This window comes from Flavobacterium plurextorum, assembly GCF_002217395.1.
In the GTDB taxonomy this organism is placed as follows: Bacteria; Bacteroidota; Bacteroidia; order Flavobacteriales; family Flavobacteriaceae; genus Flavobacterium; species Flavobacterium plurextorum.
Map to the genome: position 1 here is coordinate 86,550 of NZ_MUHD01000002.1, position 19,391 is coordinate 105,940.

Consider the following 19,391-nt stretch of genomic DNA (forward strand, 5'->3'; position numbering starts at 1 on the left):
TTTATAAAACTAATAGTCCAAACTCGCGTAAAGTGTTTATTGGTTTTGAATACCAAAACAATTCAAAATCTTCTAAATGAGTTTCAAAGTCATTTTTCACTTCTTGAAAAGTACAACTTTTAGAATTTGAAACTGAAATTTTAGTTAAAATTTCGATTAACCATTTACCTTCTTCATTACTGGTTTGAATAGTAAAACTTTGTTTTTTGTCATGAAAAGTCAGCGACATCATTTCCCAGCTTCTGCCTTTTTTAGATTTAGTAAAAATCTCCGTTGAAGGTTTTCCACCAAGCCAAACCACTTTTGCATTTGGCTTCGTACTGAAATCATTTTGCTCTTCAAGTGCATTAAATATAAAATCGGGATGAATTTTTGTCTTCGGAATTTTGAAATCAAACCAATCTTGAAGCTCATAATCAAAACAAATTCCATGCATGAAATTAAAAAGTGATTTCTTTAACCCAAAACTAAATTTATCGTGATTGATTCCTGTTGAATCTGTGTATTCAATATCATTATTAGCAAAAGTTCCAATAGCTTCAGTAGCCTTAGTTACACCAAATTTTTCAGGATATAATCCAACAGGACTATGAGCCGTTAATGCAAACTGATGCCAAAATCCAGATTGCAAAACTCCCGCTTCAAACAACTGACGAACCATTTCAAGACTATCAACTGTTTCTTGGATCGTTTGTGTTGGATATCCATACATTAAATACGCATGAACCATAACTCCTGCTTCAGTAAAATTGCGGGTTACTTTTGCAACTTGCTCCACGGTTACACCTTTGTCTATTAATTTCAATAATCGATCTGAAGCAACTTCTAAACCGCCTGAAACGGCAATACAGCCAGAGGCTTTTAAAAGAAGACAAAGATCTTTAGAAAAACTTTTTTCAAATCTAATATTCGTCCACCATGTAACTGCAAGTTTTCGCTTTATTATTTCAAGCGCCAAAGCGCGCATTAAAGCTGGCGGCGCAGCTTCATCGACAAAATGAAAGCCATTTTGACCTGTCTGCAAAATCATTTCTTCCATTCGATCACAAAGTAAACTTGCCGCAACTGGTTCGTAAACTTTAATATAGTCTAATGAAATATCGCAAAAAGTACATTTTCCCCAGTAACAGCCGTGTGCCATGGTAAGTTTATTCCAACGTCCATCGCTCCACATTCTGTGCATTGGATTCACAATTTCAATTACAGAAATGTATTTATCCAAAGGCAGATCTGAGTAATCTGGAGTTCCTACTTGTGATTGTTTATAATCGTGTTTTAAAGAGTTATTTTTATAAACTACTTCTCCGTTTTCTAGTAAAAATGTTCTTTTATAATGCTTCTCGTTCCTCGACTCCGCTCGGGATGACATATTTTCAATAAGTTCTTCTATTGGAACTTCACCATCGTCTAAAGTGATGAAATCGAAAAATTCAAAAACACGTTTATCTGAAAGGGATCGCAGTTCCGTATTTGGGAAACCACCGCCCATTGAAATCTTAATTTCGGGATGATTTTGTTTTACCCATTGAGCACTTCTAAATGCGCTGTATAAATTTCCTGGAAAAGGAACAGAAATCAAAAAAAATGTAGGCTTTACAGCTTCAATTTTTTCTTTTAGAATAGAAATTAAAACAGAATCAATATAAGTTGGTTCTTGTTGTAAAGCATTGTACAATTCATCAAAAGAATTGGCGCTTCGACCTAAACGTTCTGCATATCGGCTGAAGCCAAAATTTTCGTCAACACATTCTACAATAAAATCCGAAATATCTTCAAGATATAAAGTCGCCAAATGTTTGGCTTTATCTTGAGTTCCCATTGTTCCAAAAGCCCAATCTAGTTCTTCCAACTGTGCAAAACGAGAAGCTTCGGGCAGAAAATCTTCCTGACAAATCTGCAAAGCCAAAGTTGGATTTTTTCCCTGCAAAAACTGAATGACAGCATCAATTGTTTTGATGTATTCATCCTGTAAAGCAAAAATACGTTTGGAGTTATCTGAGATTTCAAAACCAGAAGTCTCAAACTTAAAACTTGAAGTTTTAAACAAATTATTTAATCCTTTCTTCGAAAACAATTCCAAAATCACATCAATACCCAAATCTGCCTGAACCGACTCGATATTTTTGGTATTCAAAAAACCTTTTATATAAGCCGTTGCCGGATACGGAGTATTCAGTTGTGTAAAAGGCGGCGTAATTACAAAAAGTTTCGTTTTCAAAGGGAATTATTTTTTTGCAAAAATACGAGATATTTAGTGACTTTTATGGGAAAGATTTTATAAGCACACGTTTTAATTTTTTGATTTTGTTTTGTAAGATATTTAATTAATTTTACTTCTATCCAAAACAAACCTATGAAACACAAATTACTTTTATTTTTTTTGTTCATTGCAATTCAATTATATTCTCAAAACAAAAACCAATCTATAGGTTTTAAAGAAAATAAAGGTCAAATTGTAGATCAAAAAGGAAAACCCAATACAGCTGTAAAATATTTATTGAATTCTAATGGATTAAATGTTCAATTAAAGAAAAATGGATTCTCATATGATATTTACGAAGTAAAGAAAACACCTATTGTTTGTTCTAAAACAGCAAAAACACTTCCAGATTTAACTTCTGACAAGGAAAATAAAGAAAACCAAGAGTTTAGTTTAGAATATACATACCATAGAATCGATATTGAATTTGTAAACTCAAATTCAAAAGTAGAATTAGTTACTAAACAGAAGTTAACCGATTTTGACAACTACTACAATATTCCTAATAAACCTGAGGGAATTACCAACGTATATCAATTCAAAGAAATTACGTATAAAAACATTTATCCAAATATCGATATTGTTTTTACAATTCCTGCCGATCCTCAAAAAACAGTCGAATATAATTTTGTAATTCATCCAAAAGGAAAAATTTCTGACATTCAATTAAAATTTACTGGAGCTGAAACTAATTTAGTTGATAATAAAATCCAAATGAATGTTCGTTTTGGAAAAATGGAAGAAACGCTTCCTGCGAGTTGGATTGAAGACGGAAATAGTAAAAGGGAGATTGAGGTTGGATATAAAAAAATAAATAAAAACACTTATGGATTTAATTCAGTAGATTGTTCTAATGAAAAAACGATTGTAATTGATCCTGTGCCAATAAGATTGTGGGGAACATATTATGGCGGTGCAGAGTTCGATTATGCAACCTCAATTTTCACAAAAGACGATTTTGTCTATATGGCTGGAGTAACCTACAGCATCAGCAATATTGCTTCTTCTGGCTCCTTTCAAACATCTTATTATTCAAGCACAGACTATGATGCTTTTTTTGTTAAATTTAATCCTGATGGCACTCGTATTTGGGGAACTTATTTTGGCGGGAATTTTGCTGATCAAATTATGAAAATTAAAGTCTCAAATAATGACAACATCTATATAGCTGGTAAAAGTCTAAGCCCTACAAATATTTCAACTTCAGGAACTCACCAACCAGTAAAAAATCGTTATTTTGATGGTTTCGTGGCAAAATTTGATTCGAACGGCATTAGAAAATGGGCAACTTATTATGGAGGAGCAAAGAACGAATCTATAAATAGCATTTTAATTGATTCAAATGAAGACTTTTACATTTGTGGAGAAACTAATAGTATCGCAGATATTGCGACACCCAATTCTCATCAAAGTAATGCTGGAAATACATCAGATGATACACAAGATGGCTTCATAGCTAAATTTAATATTGCAGGTGTTCGTCAATGGGCAACATATTATGGAGGAAGTAAAGCAGATGCAATTTTTGATGCCGAATTTGATTCAGATGGAAATATTATTATTCTTGGCTCTACAGGAAGCAGCAACAATATATCAACAGTAAATTCTTATCAAGAAACAAATCTTAAATCAGATGGCTTCTTAGCAAAATTCACACCAAATGGAAGTATACTATGGGGAACCTATTTTGGTGGAGAAGGTGATGATTATTTTGTCAACATAGGAGTAGACTCAAATCATAACATTTATTGTTTTGGAAAAACAAACAGTATCCAAAACATAAGCACTTCAGGTGTTTTTCAGGAAACCTATCTTCGAACTCAAATTTCAATTAATCAAAATACTAGTAATGGTTGCATTTTTAAATTCAACGATAATGGTCAAAAGATCTGGGGATCTTACTTTTTTCCAGAAACATTAGGAGGATCTGTTTCAAAAAATGGCTCTATTTACTTTGCAGGACGGGCTGAAAATGGATTTTTACCTACAATAAATGCTTACCAAGAAACCCGTAATCCCGGAACAGAGTCCTATCTTGTAAAATTCAATACAAATGGACAAAGAGAATGGGCAACATACTTTGGCGGAGAAATGGCAGATAATGCATTGATCACAGATGTAGATAACAAGTCAAATATTTATTTGGCAGGAGCAACAAATAGTACAACAAATATTGCAACCCCTGGTACATATCAACTAAATCTATATCCTAAAATTAATAGTTATACACCAAATATTGGAGATGCTTTTCTAGTAAAATTTAAAGATTGCCAATCGAACTTAACGGCCTCTAGTAACTCACCTGTATGTATTGACAAAACATTAGAACTTACAGCCTCAGGAGGAACAAACTATTCTTGGACAGGACCAAACGGATTTGTATCTACTGATCAAAACCCAAAAATTACAAATGCAACAACTTCAAACTCCGGTGAATATTCATGCACAATTACGGGAAGTGGAGACTGTGATGACATTAAAAAAATCAATGTTATAATTGGTGATATAGAAGCTCCAGTTCCTAACATAAATATTTTACCAATAATAACTGGAGATTGCAACACTGTAATAAATACAATTCCAAGTGCTATAGATGCATGTGCCGGACAAATTACTGGAACAACTACAAGTCCATTATCTTACAGCTTATCTGGAACTTACACAATTGTTTGGAATTATAACGATGGAAATGGAAATTCATCAACTCAAAATCAAGTTGTAGAAATTACAAGTGCTCCTATTCCTACAGCAAATTCTACTCAAGACTTCTGTATACAGCAAAATGCAACATTAGCCAATATTCAAATTACAGGAAATACTATAAAATGGTATAACGCCCTAACGGCTGGAACACTTTTATCAGATACAACTTTACTTCAAAATGGAATAACGTATTATGCATCGCAAACCATTAACGGCTGTGAAAGCGAAAGGACTCCTGTAACAATTACAATTCAAAATACTCTAGCACCAACAGCAACTGCAAATCAGCCTTTTTGTACAAGTCAAAATGCCACAATTGCCAATATTCAAGTCATCGGAACTTCAATAAAATGGTACGATGCATCAACTAATGGTTCTTTGTTAGCAGAAACAACAAATTTGATTAACGGAAAAACCTATTATGCTTCACAAACAATTAATAATTGTGAAGGTCCGAGATTTGGAGTTACTGTTTCAATTGTAAATACACCTTCTGCTCCAACAGGAAACGGCAATCAGTCTTTTTGTAAAAACGAAAATGCAAGCTTAAACAGTGTTCAAATTTTAGGGCAGAATATAAAATGGTATGATACCAATATGTCTGCAGCCACTTTACCAAACACTACTTTATTAGAGGACAACAGAACGTACTACGCTTCTCAAACTATTGGATGCGAAAGTGATAGAACTCCTTTTTTAGTTAGAATTTATGAAACCTCATTGCCAACAGGAAGCAGTAATCAACAATTTTGTATAGATGAAATTGCTACTATCGAAAATTTAAGTATAAATGGAACCAATATTAAATGGTATGATGCTGCAACAAGCGGAAATATTTTACTAGAAACCACTTTATTACAAAATGGTATTTATTATGCAACTCAAACATTAAATAACTGCGAAAGTCAGCGGCTTGCCATTACTGTAAAAATACAAGACACTCAAATTCCAATTGCTGATTCACCGCAAAAATTTTGTATTCAAAAAAATGCTGTAATAGATGATATTGATATTATTGGACAAAATATAAAATGGTACGAAAATACATCTTCAAATATAACTTTGGGTAAGTCAACAACTCTACAAAACGGAATCACCTATTACGCTTCACAAACTGTAAATAATTGTGAAAGTGACAAAATACCTATTATCATCAATATACTTGAAGCAACAACTGGAGATTGTATCAATTTTGTTGATGAACTACCTTTTCCAAAATTCTTCACCCCAAACAATGATGGCTATAATGATTATTGGACAATTGATTTTGCTTATTTGGCGCCAAATACAGAAATCAAAATATTTGATCGTTACGGAAAATTCATAAAAGAACTAAATAGCAATACTGGCTGGGATGGAAATTATTTGGGACAACAACTCCCTACATCTGATTATTGGTTTGTTGCTACCCGATTAAACGGGAAGGAATTTAGAGGACATTTTAGTTTAAAAAGATAAATTCAGTTACAAGTTTACATTGATTAAGAAATTGCAAATAAATATAAGTTCCTTTTTAATCAATGTAAACTTTAATTAGTAATGTGATATTATTTAATCTGCAATAAAACCCAGCTTGATATTTCTTCTAAAGCTATTGGAGAGAAAGTCTGTTCAATTTTTTCATATTCATCTGGCGAACCTGTTTTACACTCCTGAAATAAATGGTTTAAATTAGGTAAAATTTTAGCCGTGACTATTTTATTTCCCGCTTTTGCTAAAGTCTTTTCTATAACTTGTAAATTAACTTCTGCCGGAACTTGCAAATCTTTACTTCCATTAAGCGCTAAAACTGGGCATTTTACTTTTGCTAAAGCAACTGCTGGATCCATTTTTATAAAAGTGTACCACCAATTACTTGTAATTTGGTTCGTCGCCGCTTTTGCTTGATTCTCATCAAATTTTGAATTAAAATAAGTGCTTACACTATTTTTGAAATTTTCATCATTTGCAGAAGAAGCCACAACAAGATCGTAAGCCCCTTTTAAAATCTCTTGTCTTTTTTTAATTTCCTCGTTAGAAACACCACTTTGTCTCTCTATTAATTCAGTTTGCAAAAGCAATAATGTGTCGCCGCGAAGGCCCGGACCTGCCAATAAAACAATAAAATCGATATCTTTAGAATTTCCAGCTATAATAGGTGCAATTAGTCCACCTTCACTATGACCAATTAATCCAATTTTCTTTTTATCAATTTCTTTTCTTGTTTTTAAATAATCAACTCCAGCCTGAACGTCTTTTGAAAAATCAATTGTGGATGCTTTTGAAAAATCTCCTGTTGATTCGCCTGCACCACGATCATCAAAACGTAATACCGCAATGCCTTTTTTAGTCAAGTAATCCGCTAAAACGAGAAACGGTTTATGTCCCAAAAGTTCTTCATCTCTATTTTGTCTGCCGCTTCCTGTAATTAAGATCACAGCTGGAAAATTACCCTCTTTTTTAGGAAGAGACAAAGTTCCTGCTAAAACGACGTTATCTGTTTTATTCTCAAATTTAACCTCTTCAGTATAATATGGATAAGGCTTTTGCGGTTCCTGAGGTCTTGCATAAACTTGTTTTTGAATAGTTTCCTTTGATAAATCCAGTTCTAAAGATTGTCCGCCCTGCGTAAATTTTCCAACAACAATATTATCTTTATTCAAGGCACCTTCATAAGAAATTTGAGCACTTGGAATTTCCAATTTTAAAATCGAATTTTCAAAGGCAACTTTCCCCAAAGGAATTCCTGTTACTTTCTGATCCGGACTATCCATTGTCCCATTATATCCATTTTCTGTTTTGTTGACATGAAAAATCACTCTTAACTGTCCGTTCTGAACCTTCAAAAGTCCATTCCATTGTCCTGTAATTTCTTGTCCGTTCATTATAAAAGAAATTAAAGCTGTAATTAGAATAAGTATTGTTTTTAACATTTTTATTTGAATAAGTGAATGATTTAATTGATTTTCAACTGTTACAGTTTTTCTTCCTTTTTCTCTAATTGCTTGAATTTTATAAAAGAATATGCGATCGGTACAAATGCTAAAACAACTCCGATAGCAATGAAAGCTTTAGCGAAAATAGGACCTGAAAAAATAAGTGCTCCTAAAATGATAATAAGACCGCCGCAAAACCAAAGCTTACCTGCAAATACATGAGTAGCTTTCCAAACTTCAGGATTTTCTAAGGTCCATGGTGTTCTAATTCCGATAAAATAATTGGGTTGAATTACTTTAAAATAATTCCCTAATGCCATTAATAAAGCACCAATCAAAACGTACATTAAATTCGGGTTTGAAAAAGTTTGATTTTTTGAGATGTATATTAAGAACAATGCAAGCAAAGACATAATCAAAACCAGAAAAAACTTCAATTGATAAAATTTAGAACCCATTAAAGAAATCCTTTTTTTAGGATCAAACTTTGCAGCAGCAATCGTAATAAGATACATTAAGCCCGGCAGCATAAAAACCAGTACAATCAAGAAAGATTTATTTCCCCAATCGTCAATTTGTCCATTAATATTCCAATGTATTGGAACTCTTTCGGGAAGACTGTTCCAAATCACACCTAAATACACAAAAGGAGCCAATACAATTCCAATAATTGGAAGCTCTTTTTTCAATTCTAAATTCATTTTTTATTTTTTAAAAGTTAATATCCATTGCAAGACATCCTCCATTATGGTGGTATTGATGGAATAAATGATGAATTGCCCTTTTTTTTCGGATGTAATTAAATCCGCTCGTCTTAAAATATCTAAATGATGCGAAATACTTGGTTTTGAAATATTAAAAGCATCTGCAATTTCGCCTGCAGACATATCTTTCTGTCTTAAAAGCTCAAGAATCTCTCTTCTTGTTGCATCATTTAATGCTTTAAAAATATCGTTCATTCTATTTATATATTTAGACAAATATCTAAATACTTTTTAAACTGACAAAAAAAAGCAGTAATTTTTAAAATTACTGCTTTCATATATCTTTAAAAAGATTCTAAAACTTATGCTCCTCTTTACTGATTACTAAAAATGAAAATAATGAAATACAAGCAGCGGCTGTTAAATACAACCCTACATAACTTACACTATAAGTAGACGCTAAATAAATGGCAATCATTGGAGCAAAAGCAGCTCCTAGAATTCCTGCCATATTAAAAGTCAAAGAAGCACCGGAATAACGAACATTTGTTGGAAACAACTCTGATAAAAATGTTCCTAGAGGACCATAAGTAAACCCCATTAACCCCATTCCGATGCAAGCAAAAGTGGTAATTAAAGCAATATTTCCAGTACTCAGAAAGTACGAAAAGAAAAAACCAAAAACTGCAATAGCTCCCGTAGCAATAATAAGCATTTTACGACGTCCAATTTTATCAGCAACTACCGCTGAAACTGGAATAAAAGCGGCGAAAAACAGCACCGAGAATAATTGAACCAATAATGCATCTCTCTTTACGATACCTAAATCTGAAGTCGCCCAGCTCAATGTAAAAACGGTCATTAAGTAAAAAACTAAAAAAGTTGTAATGGCAGCAAATGTTCCAAAAATCAACTGATTTTTATATGATTTTACAAGTACTAAAAAAGGGATTTTAACTTCTTCCTTCTCTTTTTTAGAATTTTCGAATGAAGGTGTTTCAGTAATTTTTGTTCGAATATAAAAACCGACTACAACCAAAAGCGAACTGGCAATAAATGGAATTCTCCATCCATAATCCATAAAATCTTCATTACTCATTGAATCGGTCAGCAATAGAAAAGTTCCTCCCGAAAGTAATAATCCAATTGGAGCTCCTAATTGCGGAAACATTCCGTACCAAGCACGTTTGTTTGGCGGTGCATTTTCTATAGCCAGCAAAACTGCTCCACCCCACTCGCCGCCAAGTCCAACACCTTGTCCAAAACGACAAAGCATCAACAATAATGGCGCCGCAACACCTATACTGGCATAACTTGGTAAAAACCCAATAGTAACAGTCGAAATACCCATTGTTAATAATGCTGCAACTAAAGTAAACTTACGTCCGATTTTATCACCATAATGGCCAAAAAAAGCGGAACCTAAAGGACGTGATAAAAATGCAATTGAAAAAGTCGCTAACGATTCCAGAGTCGCCATAGTCGAATCTGAACTTGGAAAAAATAATTGTGGAAAAACTAATACAGCCGCATTAGCATAAATATAAAAATCAAAAAATTCAATTGTAGTGCCAATCAGGCTTCCAAAAAGAACGTGTTTTAAAGAGTTCTTCTTTTTTGGGTTCGTTTCCATGTAAAATAGATATATATTTTTCTGCTACAAAAATAGGTTTTCACCTCTAATAATTCAATGATATACAAATTAGTTTTAAACCATTTACACATTATTAACAAATTTGATGCATTTTATCATTTTTAAGAACAGCCAAAAACCGTAATTAAAAAACTGATTTTAAGACATTTATCTTAAAATTTAAAAATCAATTCTTAAGCAATCGTTAAAACCAATTTTGACTGTATATTTTCATTAAATTTACAGCTGTCAAAAATAAATTTCAAATTATGCCTACAGACTGTATAAGCTATCAAACTTCAGGATATTTTTCTAAACTAATACAAGATTATTTAGATCAAAAATCAGAATTAAAGCCGCTGTACAATCATTTTCCTGCTTTAGAAAACTTTCAGAAACAAATCGCTGAAAAAACTGCCAACTTTGACAATAACAATCGAATTCCTTTAGTTGAGACTTTAAAAAAACAATATCAAAACATAGAAGTTTCGAATTCTACTAAACAGAACATTGAGCTTCTTGCACTCGAAAACACCTTTACAATTACAACTGGACACCAATTAAACTTGTTTAGTGGTCCATTGTATTTTTTATATAAAATTATTTCGACCATTAATCTTACTAAAGAATTAAAAGCGAAATACCCATCGCACAATTTTGTTCCGATTTACTGGATGGCAACAGAAGATCATGATTTTGAAGAAATTAATTACTTTAATTTTAAAGGAAAAAAATTCAGATGGAACAAAGAAAGTAACGGTCCAGTTGGAAGACTTTCGACTGAAGGTTTGGCAGAGTTTTTTGAAATTTATGCTTTAGAATTAGGCTCAAGTACAAATGCCAATGTATTAAAAAAGCTCTTTGCTGATGCTTATTTAAAACACGACAATCTAGCCGATGCAACTCGATTTTTAGCCAACAGCTTATTTGCAGACTATGGTTTAGTAATCTTAGATGCTGATGATGCACACTTAAAACGTGCCTTTATTCCTTATGTAAAAGAAGAATTAGAAAAACAAACTTCATACAAAGCTGTTCAAAAAACAATTGAACATCTGGCAGCATATACTGTTCAGGTAAATCCGCGCGAGATTAATTTATTTTATATTGAAGATCACTTACGCGAAAGAATCATTTTTGAAAATGACAAGTATTTTGTGAACAATACGAAAATCTCGTTTTCAAAAGAAGAGATTTTCAAACTTCTAGAAAGCAATCCAGAAAAGTTCAGCCCAAATGTGATAATGCGTCCGCTTTATCAAGAAATTATCCTGCCTAACTTATGTTATATTGGCGGAGGCGGAGAAATTGCCTATTGGCTTGAATTAAAATCTTTTTTTGATGCGGTAAAAATTACATTTCCAATGCTTTTAGTTCGTAATTCAGTTCTTTTAACAACAGAAAAACAAGTTAAAAAAGCAGATCAGCTGAATTTAAGCTGGAAAGATTTATTTACCAAACAGGAGAAATTAGTCAACACAATCACACATAAAATTTCGACATTTCCTATTGATTTGACTCCGCAAAAAGACATTTTGAAAACACAATTTCAATATCTTTACGAACTGGCAGATCAAACTGACAAATCATTTTCGGGAGCTGTTAAAGCACAGGAAATAAAACAGACAAAAGGTCTTGAAAATTTAGAAAAGCGTTTATTAAAAGCACAAAAACGAAAATTACACAATCAATTACAACGTGTTATTGATTTACAATGCGAATTGTTTCCAAACAATAGTTTACAAGAACGCCATACCAATTTTTCTGAGTTTTATTTAGAAAAAGGCGAAGAATTAGTACCCCTTTTATTGGAGAACTTGAAACCATTAGAAATGAATTTTAACATCATAACAATATAAAAAGTCAGCCGCAAATTGCGCTAATTCAAACTAATTTCTAGTTGTAAAAAAGCAAAAAGTAATTAGACAAATTCGAGCAATTCGTGACTAAAAAACAATAAAGGAATAATTCTGAGAACCAAATAACCACCTTCTTCTCGAAATTATTGCCTCTCTAAACCAAATAGAAAAATTTTATAAAAGCAAAAATTAACCTATTTACCAAAAATTATGACCAGAGAGCGCTTGATTTCGTTAGATGTCTTTAGAGGACTCACTATTTTATTGATGACTATTGTAAACAACCCCGGCGATTGGGGCAATGTCTATCCGCCTTTATTACATGCCGATTGGAATGGATGCACACCTACTGATTTGGTATTTCCGTTTTTCATTTTTATAATGGGAGTTGCCGTCCCGTTGGCAATGCCGGATAAATTTTATGACGACTCCACTTTTAATAAAATCCTAGTTCGTTCTTTGCGAATGCTTTGTTTAGGGATTTTCTTTAACTTCTTTGGAAAAATTCAGTTATTTGGATTAGAAGGAATTCCACTTTTAATTGGCCGATTAGCCATTACAATTGCTGTAGGTTATGCCTTAATGGGAAGTTTCAGTTCCAAAGTCAAAAACATACTAGCCTTTTCAATTCTCTTTATCTATCTATTTCTAGCTTACAGCGGTATTGAAGCTTATAGCAATGTAAGACTTCCAGGAGTTTTACAAAGAATTGCAATCGTTTATTTTGTCGTTTCTCTTTTATACTTAAAAACGTCTCAAAAAACACAAATCATAACTGGAATCCTATTACTATTTGGCTATTGGGCAATCATGACTTTAATTCCTGTACCTGGAATTGGTGAAGCTAACCTTGAAAAAGGAACAAATTTAGCTTCTTGGATTGACAGTGTTTTACTAGAAGGACATATGTATCGCGGAACCATAACTTGGGATCCTGAAGGAATCTTAAGTACAATTCCATCAATCGTGAACGGAATTATCGGTTTATTAATTGGGCAGGTTCTACAAGCAAATACTATAAAAATACAAAAAGCACAAAAAATGGGTATCATCGGCACGATACTTATCTTTTTTGGCTTAATCTGGGACATCGTTTTTCCAATAAACAAATCACTTTGGACAAGCAGTTATGTTTTGTACACTACAGGATTAGCCACCGTATTTCTAGCGATTTTATATTATATAATTGATATTGCTAATTACAAGAAAGGCTTCAAACCATTTTTAATTTGGGGCGTAAATCCTATGATTGTTTTCTTTACTTCGCAGATTATTCCGCAGGCTTTAGTAATGATCGAATTTCAGAATCCGCATAATACCTCGGAGAAAATCAACTTATTAAATTACTTGTATAGCTTTGGAATCGCACCATTTTTCAGCAATCCAATGACCGCTTCACTGGCTGGCGCGTTGACCTATGTTTGCATTTGGACGTTTATTTTATGGATATTCTACAGAAACAAATTAATATTCAAAGTTTAAATTCATTAACCATATAAGTAATAGTAAGTTCACTTAAATAACTGCGCGCAAGAAATCTCCGCGAAGCATAACGTATTTATAAAATGAACTTATATCACTTATATGGTTTTAAAAACTACTTTTCTTAGTTAAAACATCATTCTAATATGTTTTAATTATGAAATTATTAAAATCAATTCATAAAAAAAGTATACTTTTGCACAAAATTTAATAAAATAAAAAATGGCAACAAATAGAACTTTTACAATGATTAAGCCAGATGCTGTTGCAAACGGACACATCGGGAATATCTTAGCAATGATCACTAATGGTGGTTTTAAAATCGTTTCATTAAAATTAACTCAATTAACTGTAGCTGATGCACAAGCATTTTACGCAGTTCACTCAGAAAGACCTTTCTACGGAGAATTAGTTGAATTTATGTCACGCGGACCAATTGTTGCTGCAATTTTAGAAAAAGACAACGCAGTAGAAGATTTCAGAACTTTAATTGGAGCTACAAATCCTGCTGAAGCTGCTGAAGGAACTATCCGTAAAGCATACGCTGCTTCTATTGGAGAAAATGCAGTTCACGGTTCTGACAGCGACGAAAATGCTGCAATCGAAGGTGCATTCCATTTTGCTGGAAGAGAGCAATTCTAATTTATGATTTTAGAGTTCAGTATTAATAATTATTGAACTTTGCACATAATAAAAAAGCCGTTTCAAATTTGAAACGGCTTTTCTATTTTATTAATCTATGTAAACAATTAAGCGTTCTCTCTTTTTAAAGTGCTTTCCATTTCGACTAAATCGACTAAGTTCTCTTTCAAGTTTGACTTTAAAGCATTGAAATTAGCATGATAAAAACTAGAAACACAACCTACTCTCTTTCCATCTTCAAGAATAAAAACAGACTCATAAAGACTGCCTTTTCCAGACTCGAACATAGTAGCAAAACCATCTAATTCAGCGTATTTATATACTTTAGATTTTCCTAATCCAAAGTAACGTTTCACACTTATACTGTCTTCATACATTTTTATGCTGTTCGCTCTAGTCTTCAATATAGTCAACCAAAAAACAACAATAAACAATAAAAACAAAATGGCCAATATTGTATTTTCCTTAGGCGAAATAAAACATAAGTAAAAAGCCAAAAGCGGCAATGCGCTCAAATATGAAATTAAAACAATTGGAAAAATTTTAAACTTAGATTTTACGACTATCATAATTTAACTCTCTATAACTTTAAAAAAGTCTATCTTAAAACTACATCTTTTACAACCTCACGACCTAACTCTTCATTAATCATCTTAACGATTTTAGATTTCCCATGACTCAACTCTTCCCTTAAAACGGCTGACCCAAGTTCAACATAAAGCGTGCTTCCTTTTAAAACAACATTTCTGGTATATGTATTCACTCCATTTCCCATCAACTGTCTCCAAGCCTCTTTTACATCGATCTGATCCATTCCAGGCTGCAATTTATTCACCTGAATAATTTGCTGTAAAACATCCCCAATTGTACTTTGATTATTTAGTCTTTTTGCCATTTTCTAAAATATTAACTGGTCCTGCTTTTTTATAATGATATTCTTTATTTTGATCGTTCTTTACAACAAAAGTTTCATCTGAAACAGAGATCAACTCCTCACTCCATTTGGCATAATCAGTTTTATAATCCAAAAAAGTTCCTTTATCTGTAAATCTTACTGCAACATTTTCAAAAGTGTTTGTAGTTAAAAAAGTACCATCTAACTGCGCCATAACTTTCGTACGAGTACCTTTATTTCCTTTTATTTGAAAATAATCAAAGTTCTCATTCATTCCGTATGCTTTTTCTTCACCTTTATCAAAAACCACCTTTTCAATTTCCCAGTAACCATTAAGTTTTTCAATATCTGCGGGTTTTATTTCTTGTTTACAGCTTATAAACAAAAGCGATAAAACCAAAATCATAAAAGTGTTTTTCATAATAATTTATAATATTAATTTGGAGCTGATTCCTGCTGTCTGCTATATCTTTTCCTGCCTAAAGAAGCCAGAAAAAGGATACCGCTCCCATCAGGGCTAGGACTCCCATTTTCAAAAGAAATTTAGTGAATCACAAAGATAAACTTATATAATTCAAAAGAAGTAAGAAGTAAAAAGTAAAATTAATAAAAACAAAAATAAGATTACCATTAAACCATAAGTACAACCAAAAAGGCTGTCTATTATAACTTAACGAAATCTTAGATTCTTAAGAATTAATAAAATACTTAATTTTTAGTACGCAGTCTTTTAAGAACTCCCATAAAAAAGAATCCTATTCCTAGAACAAGCAGAACATAGTAAAAAGAAAGACTGCTGTCTCTTAAAACATTTGCTAAAACAAAACACACCACACTTGCAAAATAAAATACAACTGCCGATATATTTTTTAAAGAAGAAAAACTCATTATTATTTTATTTAAAGAAACTGTCAACGAATTCATATTTATTAAAGACTTGTAAGTCTTCAATTCCCTCGCCAACACCAATATATTTTACAGGAATTTGAAACTGGTCTGAGATACCAATCACAACACCGCCTTTTGCTGTTCCGTCTAATTTTGTAACTGCTAACGATGTTACTTCTGTTGCAGCAGTAAACTGCTTAGCTTGTTCAAAAGCGTTTTGACCTGTTGAACCATCTAAAACTAAAAGCACATCATGCGGCGCATCTTCAACCACTTTCTGCATAACACGTTTCACTTTAGAAAGTTCGTTCATCAAATTAACTTTATTGTGTAAACGTCCAGCAGTATCAATAATTACAACATCTGCATTTTGAGCTACAGCCGATTGCAAAGTATCAAAAGCTACAGAAGCAGGATCACTTCCCATATTTTGTCTTACGATTGGAACATCAACACGATCAGCCCAAACTTGTAACTGGTCTATTGCAGCAGCACGAAATGTATCTGCAGCACCTAAAACCACTTTGTAACCCGCCTTTTTAAACTGATAAGCTAATTTACCTATTGTAGTAGTTTTTCCAACACCGTTTACTCCAACCACCATTAAAACGTATGGTTTTTTATCTTTTGGAATATCAAACTCTGTTCCTTCGCCTGTATTGGTTTCAGATAATAAACCACCTATTTCATCACGAAGAATTTGATTTAATTCGGCTGTACCTAAATATTTATCTTCGGCAACGCGTTTTTCAATTCTTTCGATGATTTTCAATGTAGTATTTACACCAACGTCTGAAGCTACCAAAACTTCTTCAAGATTATCTAAAACGTCGTCATCGACTTTCGATTTTCCTGCAACAGCTTTGCTTAACTTAGAGAAAAAAGTAGTTTTCGTTTTTTCAAGACCTTTATCTAAAGTCTCTTTTTTTTCGGTAGAGAATAATTTTTTAAAAAAACTCATTTTTTATTTATTGTTAGTTGTAGATTGTTTCTTTAGGGCTTTAAAACAATCCTAATGCTTATAGAATACCTTTTGCTTTTAATTTAACCCCGACAGGAACGATATCCTTTGCTTGCCTTCTTTAGGCGAGTAAAGATAAAGAGTATGGCGGGAACTAATGTTTAAAAAAAACACAAATTGTATGGTTTCTACAAATTTTTAAACAAATATAAAAAATAAAAAAGCTACTTCCGAATGAAAGTAGCTTTTCTATATATTGTAAATGTAATTATTTCTTTTTCAAGAAATTATCAACTTCTTCAGGAGCCATAATAGATTCTACGAATGTATATGCACCAGTTTTAGGAGATTTCACCATTTTGATGGCTTTTGATAATCTCTTAGAAGATGTTTGTAACGATGCTACGGTTTTCTTTGCCATGATTCAAATGTTATTTGAAGTTTTATAAAACTCAAATGGCCAAACCACTGAGACTTATAAATCTCTAATTATTACTTAATTTCTTTATGAACAGTTACTCTTTTTAAGATTGGATTAAATTTTTTAATCTCTAATCTGTCTGGAGTATTTTTTTTGTTCTTAGTTGTAATGTATCTAGAAGTTCCTGGAACACCAGAAGTCTTGTGCTCAGTACATTCTAAAATTACTTGGATTCTATTACCTTTCTTTGCCATCTTGCTATATATTTATTTAGGAAAAGATTATTTGATAAATCCTTCTGACTGTGCTTTTTTCAAAACAGCAGTGATTCCATTTTTATTAATTGTTTTTATCGTAGATGCTGCTACTCTAAGAGTAATCCATCTATCTTCTTCTGGAAGATAAAAACGCTTTTTAACTAAGTTTACAGAAAACTTTCTCTTAGTTTTGTTCATAGCGTGAGAAACGTTATTTCCTACCATCGCTCTTTTACCTGTAAGGTCACAAACTCTTGACATTATACTTATCTTTTATCGTTATTCAAAATCAGGGTGCAAAGAAAAGAAAAATAAACCATTGTAGCAAAAAATTATTGCACAATTTTTAAAATTTCTTTCTGTAAAATTTCCAAACTCTTAATCGTGGCTCTATCTATCACTTTTTCACGTGGTTGGCCAAAGTTAAATTCTTCTACAATTATCTCAGTTGGGGTAGCCAAAGCTATAAAAACAGTGCCAATTTCAGCATCTGAATCACCTTTTGAGGGTCCGGCGTTACCAGTTGTCGCAATTGCATAGTCCGTTTTCAGTATTTCTTTCACATTCAAAGCCATAGCCGATGCAACCTGCGCACTAACTACCGAATATTCATCTATCAAATCCTGCGAAACACCGAGAACATTGACTTTAGCTTCTGTTGCGTACGAAACAACACTTCCTTTAAAATATTTCGAAGAGCCTTCAACCGAAGTCAACAACGAAGCAATTCTTCCTCCGGTACAACTTTCTGCTGTTGAAATCGTTTTATTTTGTCTGGAAAGAAATTTAGCGATTACAGTTTCTATTGTTTCATTTTCTTCGTAACCAACTATTATATCATGAATTATAGCATCTAAAGATTTTACATTCTCTTCTATTGCTTTTTCTAACTCGGCTTTATCAGTTCCTCTGGCTGTTAATCGCAAACGCACTCTGCCCGGATTTGGCAGATAGGCTAATTTTATAAAATCAGGCAGATTATTTTCCCAAGCTTCTATACGTTCCGCAACTAAACTCTCTCCTTGACCATAGGTCAGAATAGTTTTATGAATGATATAGGGACGCTTATATTCTTTAACTATTTTTGGAATTATCTCTTCTTCGACTAAATATTTCATCTCATACGGAACTCCGGGAAGCGAAATAAATACGGTATTTTCTTTTTTCATCCACATACCCGGCGCAGTACCCACTTGATTATGAAGCACTGTACAAGTTGACGGAACAAGAGCCTGATCTTTGTTTAATTGCGAAATTGGTCTTTTATAAAAACCTTCTATTAATTGTGTTACATGCGCCAAAACTTCTGGATTAACAACTAACTCGTCATTAAAATACTCGCAAAAAGTTTTCTTTGTAACATCATCTTTTGTAGGCCCTAAACCGCCAGTCACTATAACAACATCAACTTTGTTTTGCAATTGCTCAAAAGTATCTAAAATATGTTTTTTGTCGTCACTGATCGAAATCATTTCCGCAACTTCAACACCAATTCGATCGAGTGATTTAGCAATAAAACCGGAGTTTGTGTCAATAATTTGACCTATCAAAATTTCATCTCCAATAGTTATAATAGCTGCCTTCATATAAATATTATTTTCACTTGCCGTACTGCAAGTTGTTATTAGAAAGTAGATTGCTGTTTTTGCTTTATTTATAAGGAAATAAAAACTGGATTCTTTTCACAACAAATACCAGATGTGTGTTAAACGAAGTTTTTAGAAACTAAAGAATAACCTCAACAATAGAAGAAATCCTTAATTCTTATTCT

At 32.6% G+C, this 19,391-nt stretch carries 18 protein-coding genes; 4 read left to right on the forward strand and 14 right to left on the reverse strand.

The genetic code is table 11. The features are described from left to right. Position 1 precedes the first annotated feature (1 nt). Positions 2 to 2,218, reverse strand: a complete 2,217-nt coding sequence (locus tag B0A81_RS00770) for a B12-binding domain-containing radical SAM protein (RefSeq protein ID WP_089056233.1) — start codon at positions 2,216 to 2,218, stop codon at positions 2 to 4. Between the two features lie 135 nt (positions 2,219 to 2,353). On the opposite strand from B0A81_RS00770, the gene B0A81_RS00775 reads away from it, so the two are divergent. Beyond that, entirely contained in the window at positions 2,354 to 6,421 is a 4,068-nt protein-coding gene (locus tag B0A81_RS00775) for a DUF7948 domain-containing protein (RefSeq protein WP_089056234.1), read from the forward strand. An 89-nt stretch (positions 6,422 to 6,510) separates the two neighbouring features. Here the strand turns inward: B0A81_RS00775 and B0A81_RS00780 are convergent, their stop codons facing one another. The 4 genes from B0A81_RS00780 to B0A81_RS00795 all read right to left on the reverse strand — a co-directional run bounded on the left by B0A81_RS00780 (position 6,511) and on the right by B0A81_RS00795 (position 10,215). Continuing rightward, positions 6,511 to 7,875 (reverse strand): alpha/beta hydrolase family protein, encoded by a 1,365-nt coding sequence (locus B0A81_RS00780; RefSeq protein ID WP_089056235.1) that lies wholly within the window; start codon positions 7,873 to 7,875, stop codon positions 6,511 to 6,513. Between the two features lie 41 nt (positions 7,876 to 7,916). Next, positions 7,917 to 8,579 carry an SdpI family protein gene (locus B0A81_RS00785; protein ID WP_089056236.1) on the reverse strand — a complete coding sequence of 221 codons (663 nt, stop codon included), beginning with the start codon at positions 8,577 to 8,579 and terminating at the stop codon, positions 7,917 to 7,919. Positions 8,580 to 8,582: 3 nt separating this feature from the next. Continuing rightward, positions 8,583 to 8,837 (reverse strand): autorepressor SdpR family transcription factor, encoded by a 255-nt coding sequence (locus B0A81_RS00790; RefSeq protein ID WP_089056237.1) that lies wholly within the window; start codon positions 8,835 to 8,837, stop codon positions 8,583 to 8,585. Positions 8,838 to 8,937: 100 nt separating this feature from the next. Next, a complete protein-coding gene (locus B0A81_RS00795) occupies positions 8,938 to 10,215 on the reverse strand; it encodes an MFS transporter (RefSeq protein ID WP_089056238.1) in 1,278 nt (425 codons plus the stop codon). Between the two features lie 269 nt (positions 10,216 to 10,484). Here B0A81_RS00795 and bshC point away from each other — a divergent pair, with 269 nt between their 5' ends. From bshC to B0A81_RS00810, 3 genes are all read left to right on the forward strand, one after another. Then, a complete protein-coding gene (gene bshC / locus B0A81_RS00800) occupies positions 10,485 to 12,074 on the forward strand; it encodes a bacillithiol biosynthesis cysteine-adding enzyme BshC (protein WP_089056239.1) in 1,590 nt (529 codons plus the stop codon). Positions 12,075 to 12,284: 210 nt separating this feature from the next. Further along, positions 12,285 to 13,556, forward strand: a complete 1,272-nt coding sequence (locus tag B0A81_RS00805) for an acyltransferase family protein (RefSeq protein ID WP_089056240.1) — start codon at positions 12,285 to 12,287, stop codon at positions 13,554 to 13,556. Positions 13,557 to 13,778: 222 nt separating this feature from the next. Continuing rightward, entirely contained in the window at positions 13,779 to 14,198 is a 420-nt protein-coding gene (locus tag B0A81_RS00810) for a nucleoside-diphosphate kinase (RefSeq protein ID WP_089056241.1), read from the forward strand. A gap of 107 nt (positions 14,199 to 14,305) precedes the next feature. On the opposite strand, the gene B0A81_RS00815 is transcribed toward B0A81_RS00810, so the two are convergent. From B0A81_RS00815 to B0A81_RS00855, 9 genes are all read right to left on the reverse strand, one after another. Then, positions 14,306 to 14,767, reverse strand: coding sequence for a hypothetical protein (locus B0A81_RS00815; RefSeq protein ID WP_089056242.1), 462 nt, complete (start codon positions 14,765 to 14,767; stop codon positions 14,306 to 14,308). A 29-nt stretch (positions 14,768 to 14,796) separates the two neighbouring features. Next, positions 14,797 to 15,093, reverse strand: coding sequence for a DUF721 domain-containing protein (locus tag B0A81_RS00820; RefSeq protein WP_089056243.1), 297 nt, complete (start codon positions 15,091 to 15,093; stop codon positions 14,797 to 14,799). Next, positions 15,074 to 15,514: a hypothetical protein gene (locus B0A81_RS00825; RefSeq protein WP_089056244.1), complete on the reverse strand. Its 441-nt coding sequence runs from the start codon at positions 15,512 to 15,514 to the stop codon at positions 15,074 to 15,076. Before B0A81_RS00825 ends, B0A81_RS00820 begins: the two co-directional genes overlap by 20 nt. A 287-nt stretch (positions 15,515 to 15,801) precedes the next feature. Further along, positions 15,802 to 15,981 carry a hypothetical protein gene (locus tag B0A81_RS00830; protein WP_089056290.1) on the reverse strand — a complete coding sequence of 60 codons (180 nt, stop codon included), beginning with the start codon at positions 15,979 to 15,981 and terminating at the stop codon, positions 15,802 to 15,804. Between the two features lie 7 nt (positions 15,982 to 15,988). Continuing rightward, complete coding sequence (ftsY, locus tag B0A81_RS00835) at positions 15,989 to 16,942, reverse strand: signal recognition particle-docking protein FtsY (protein ID WP_089052932.1); 954 nt, start codon at positions 16,940 to 16,942, stop codon at positions 15,989 to 15,991. A gap of 268 nt (positions 16,943 to 17,210) precedes the next feature. After that, a complete protein-coding gene (locus tag B0A81_RS00840) occupies positions 17,211 to 17,363 on the reverse strand; it encodes a DUF4295 domain-containing protein (protein WP_071634818.1) in 153 nt (50 codons plus the stop codon). A 71-nt stretch (positions 17,364 to 17,434) separates the two neighbouring features. Then, positions 17,435 to 17,617, reverse strand: coding sequence for a 50S ribosomal protein L33 (gene rpmG / locus B0A81_RS00845; protein ID WP_008253902.1), 183 nt, complete (start codon positions 17,615 to 17,617; stop codon positions 17,435 to 17,437). Positions 17,618 to 17,644: 27 nt separating this feature from the next. After that, positions 17,645 to 17,881 (reverse strand): 50S ribosomal protein L28, encoded by a 237-nt coding sequence (gene rpmB / locus B0A81_RS00850; RefSeq protein ID WP_008468080.1) that lies wholly within the window; start codon positions 17,879 to 17,881, stop codon positions 17,645 to 17,647. A 71-nt stretch (positions 17,882 to 17,952) separates the two neighbouring features. Beyond that, complete coding sequence (locus B0A81_RS00855; protein WP_089056245.1) at positions 17,953 to 19,206, reverse strand: competence/damage-inducible protein A; 1,254 nt, start codon at positions 19,204 to 19,206, stop codon at positions 17,953 to 17,955. Between the last annotated feature and the right edge of the window lie 185 nt (positions 19,207 to 19,391).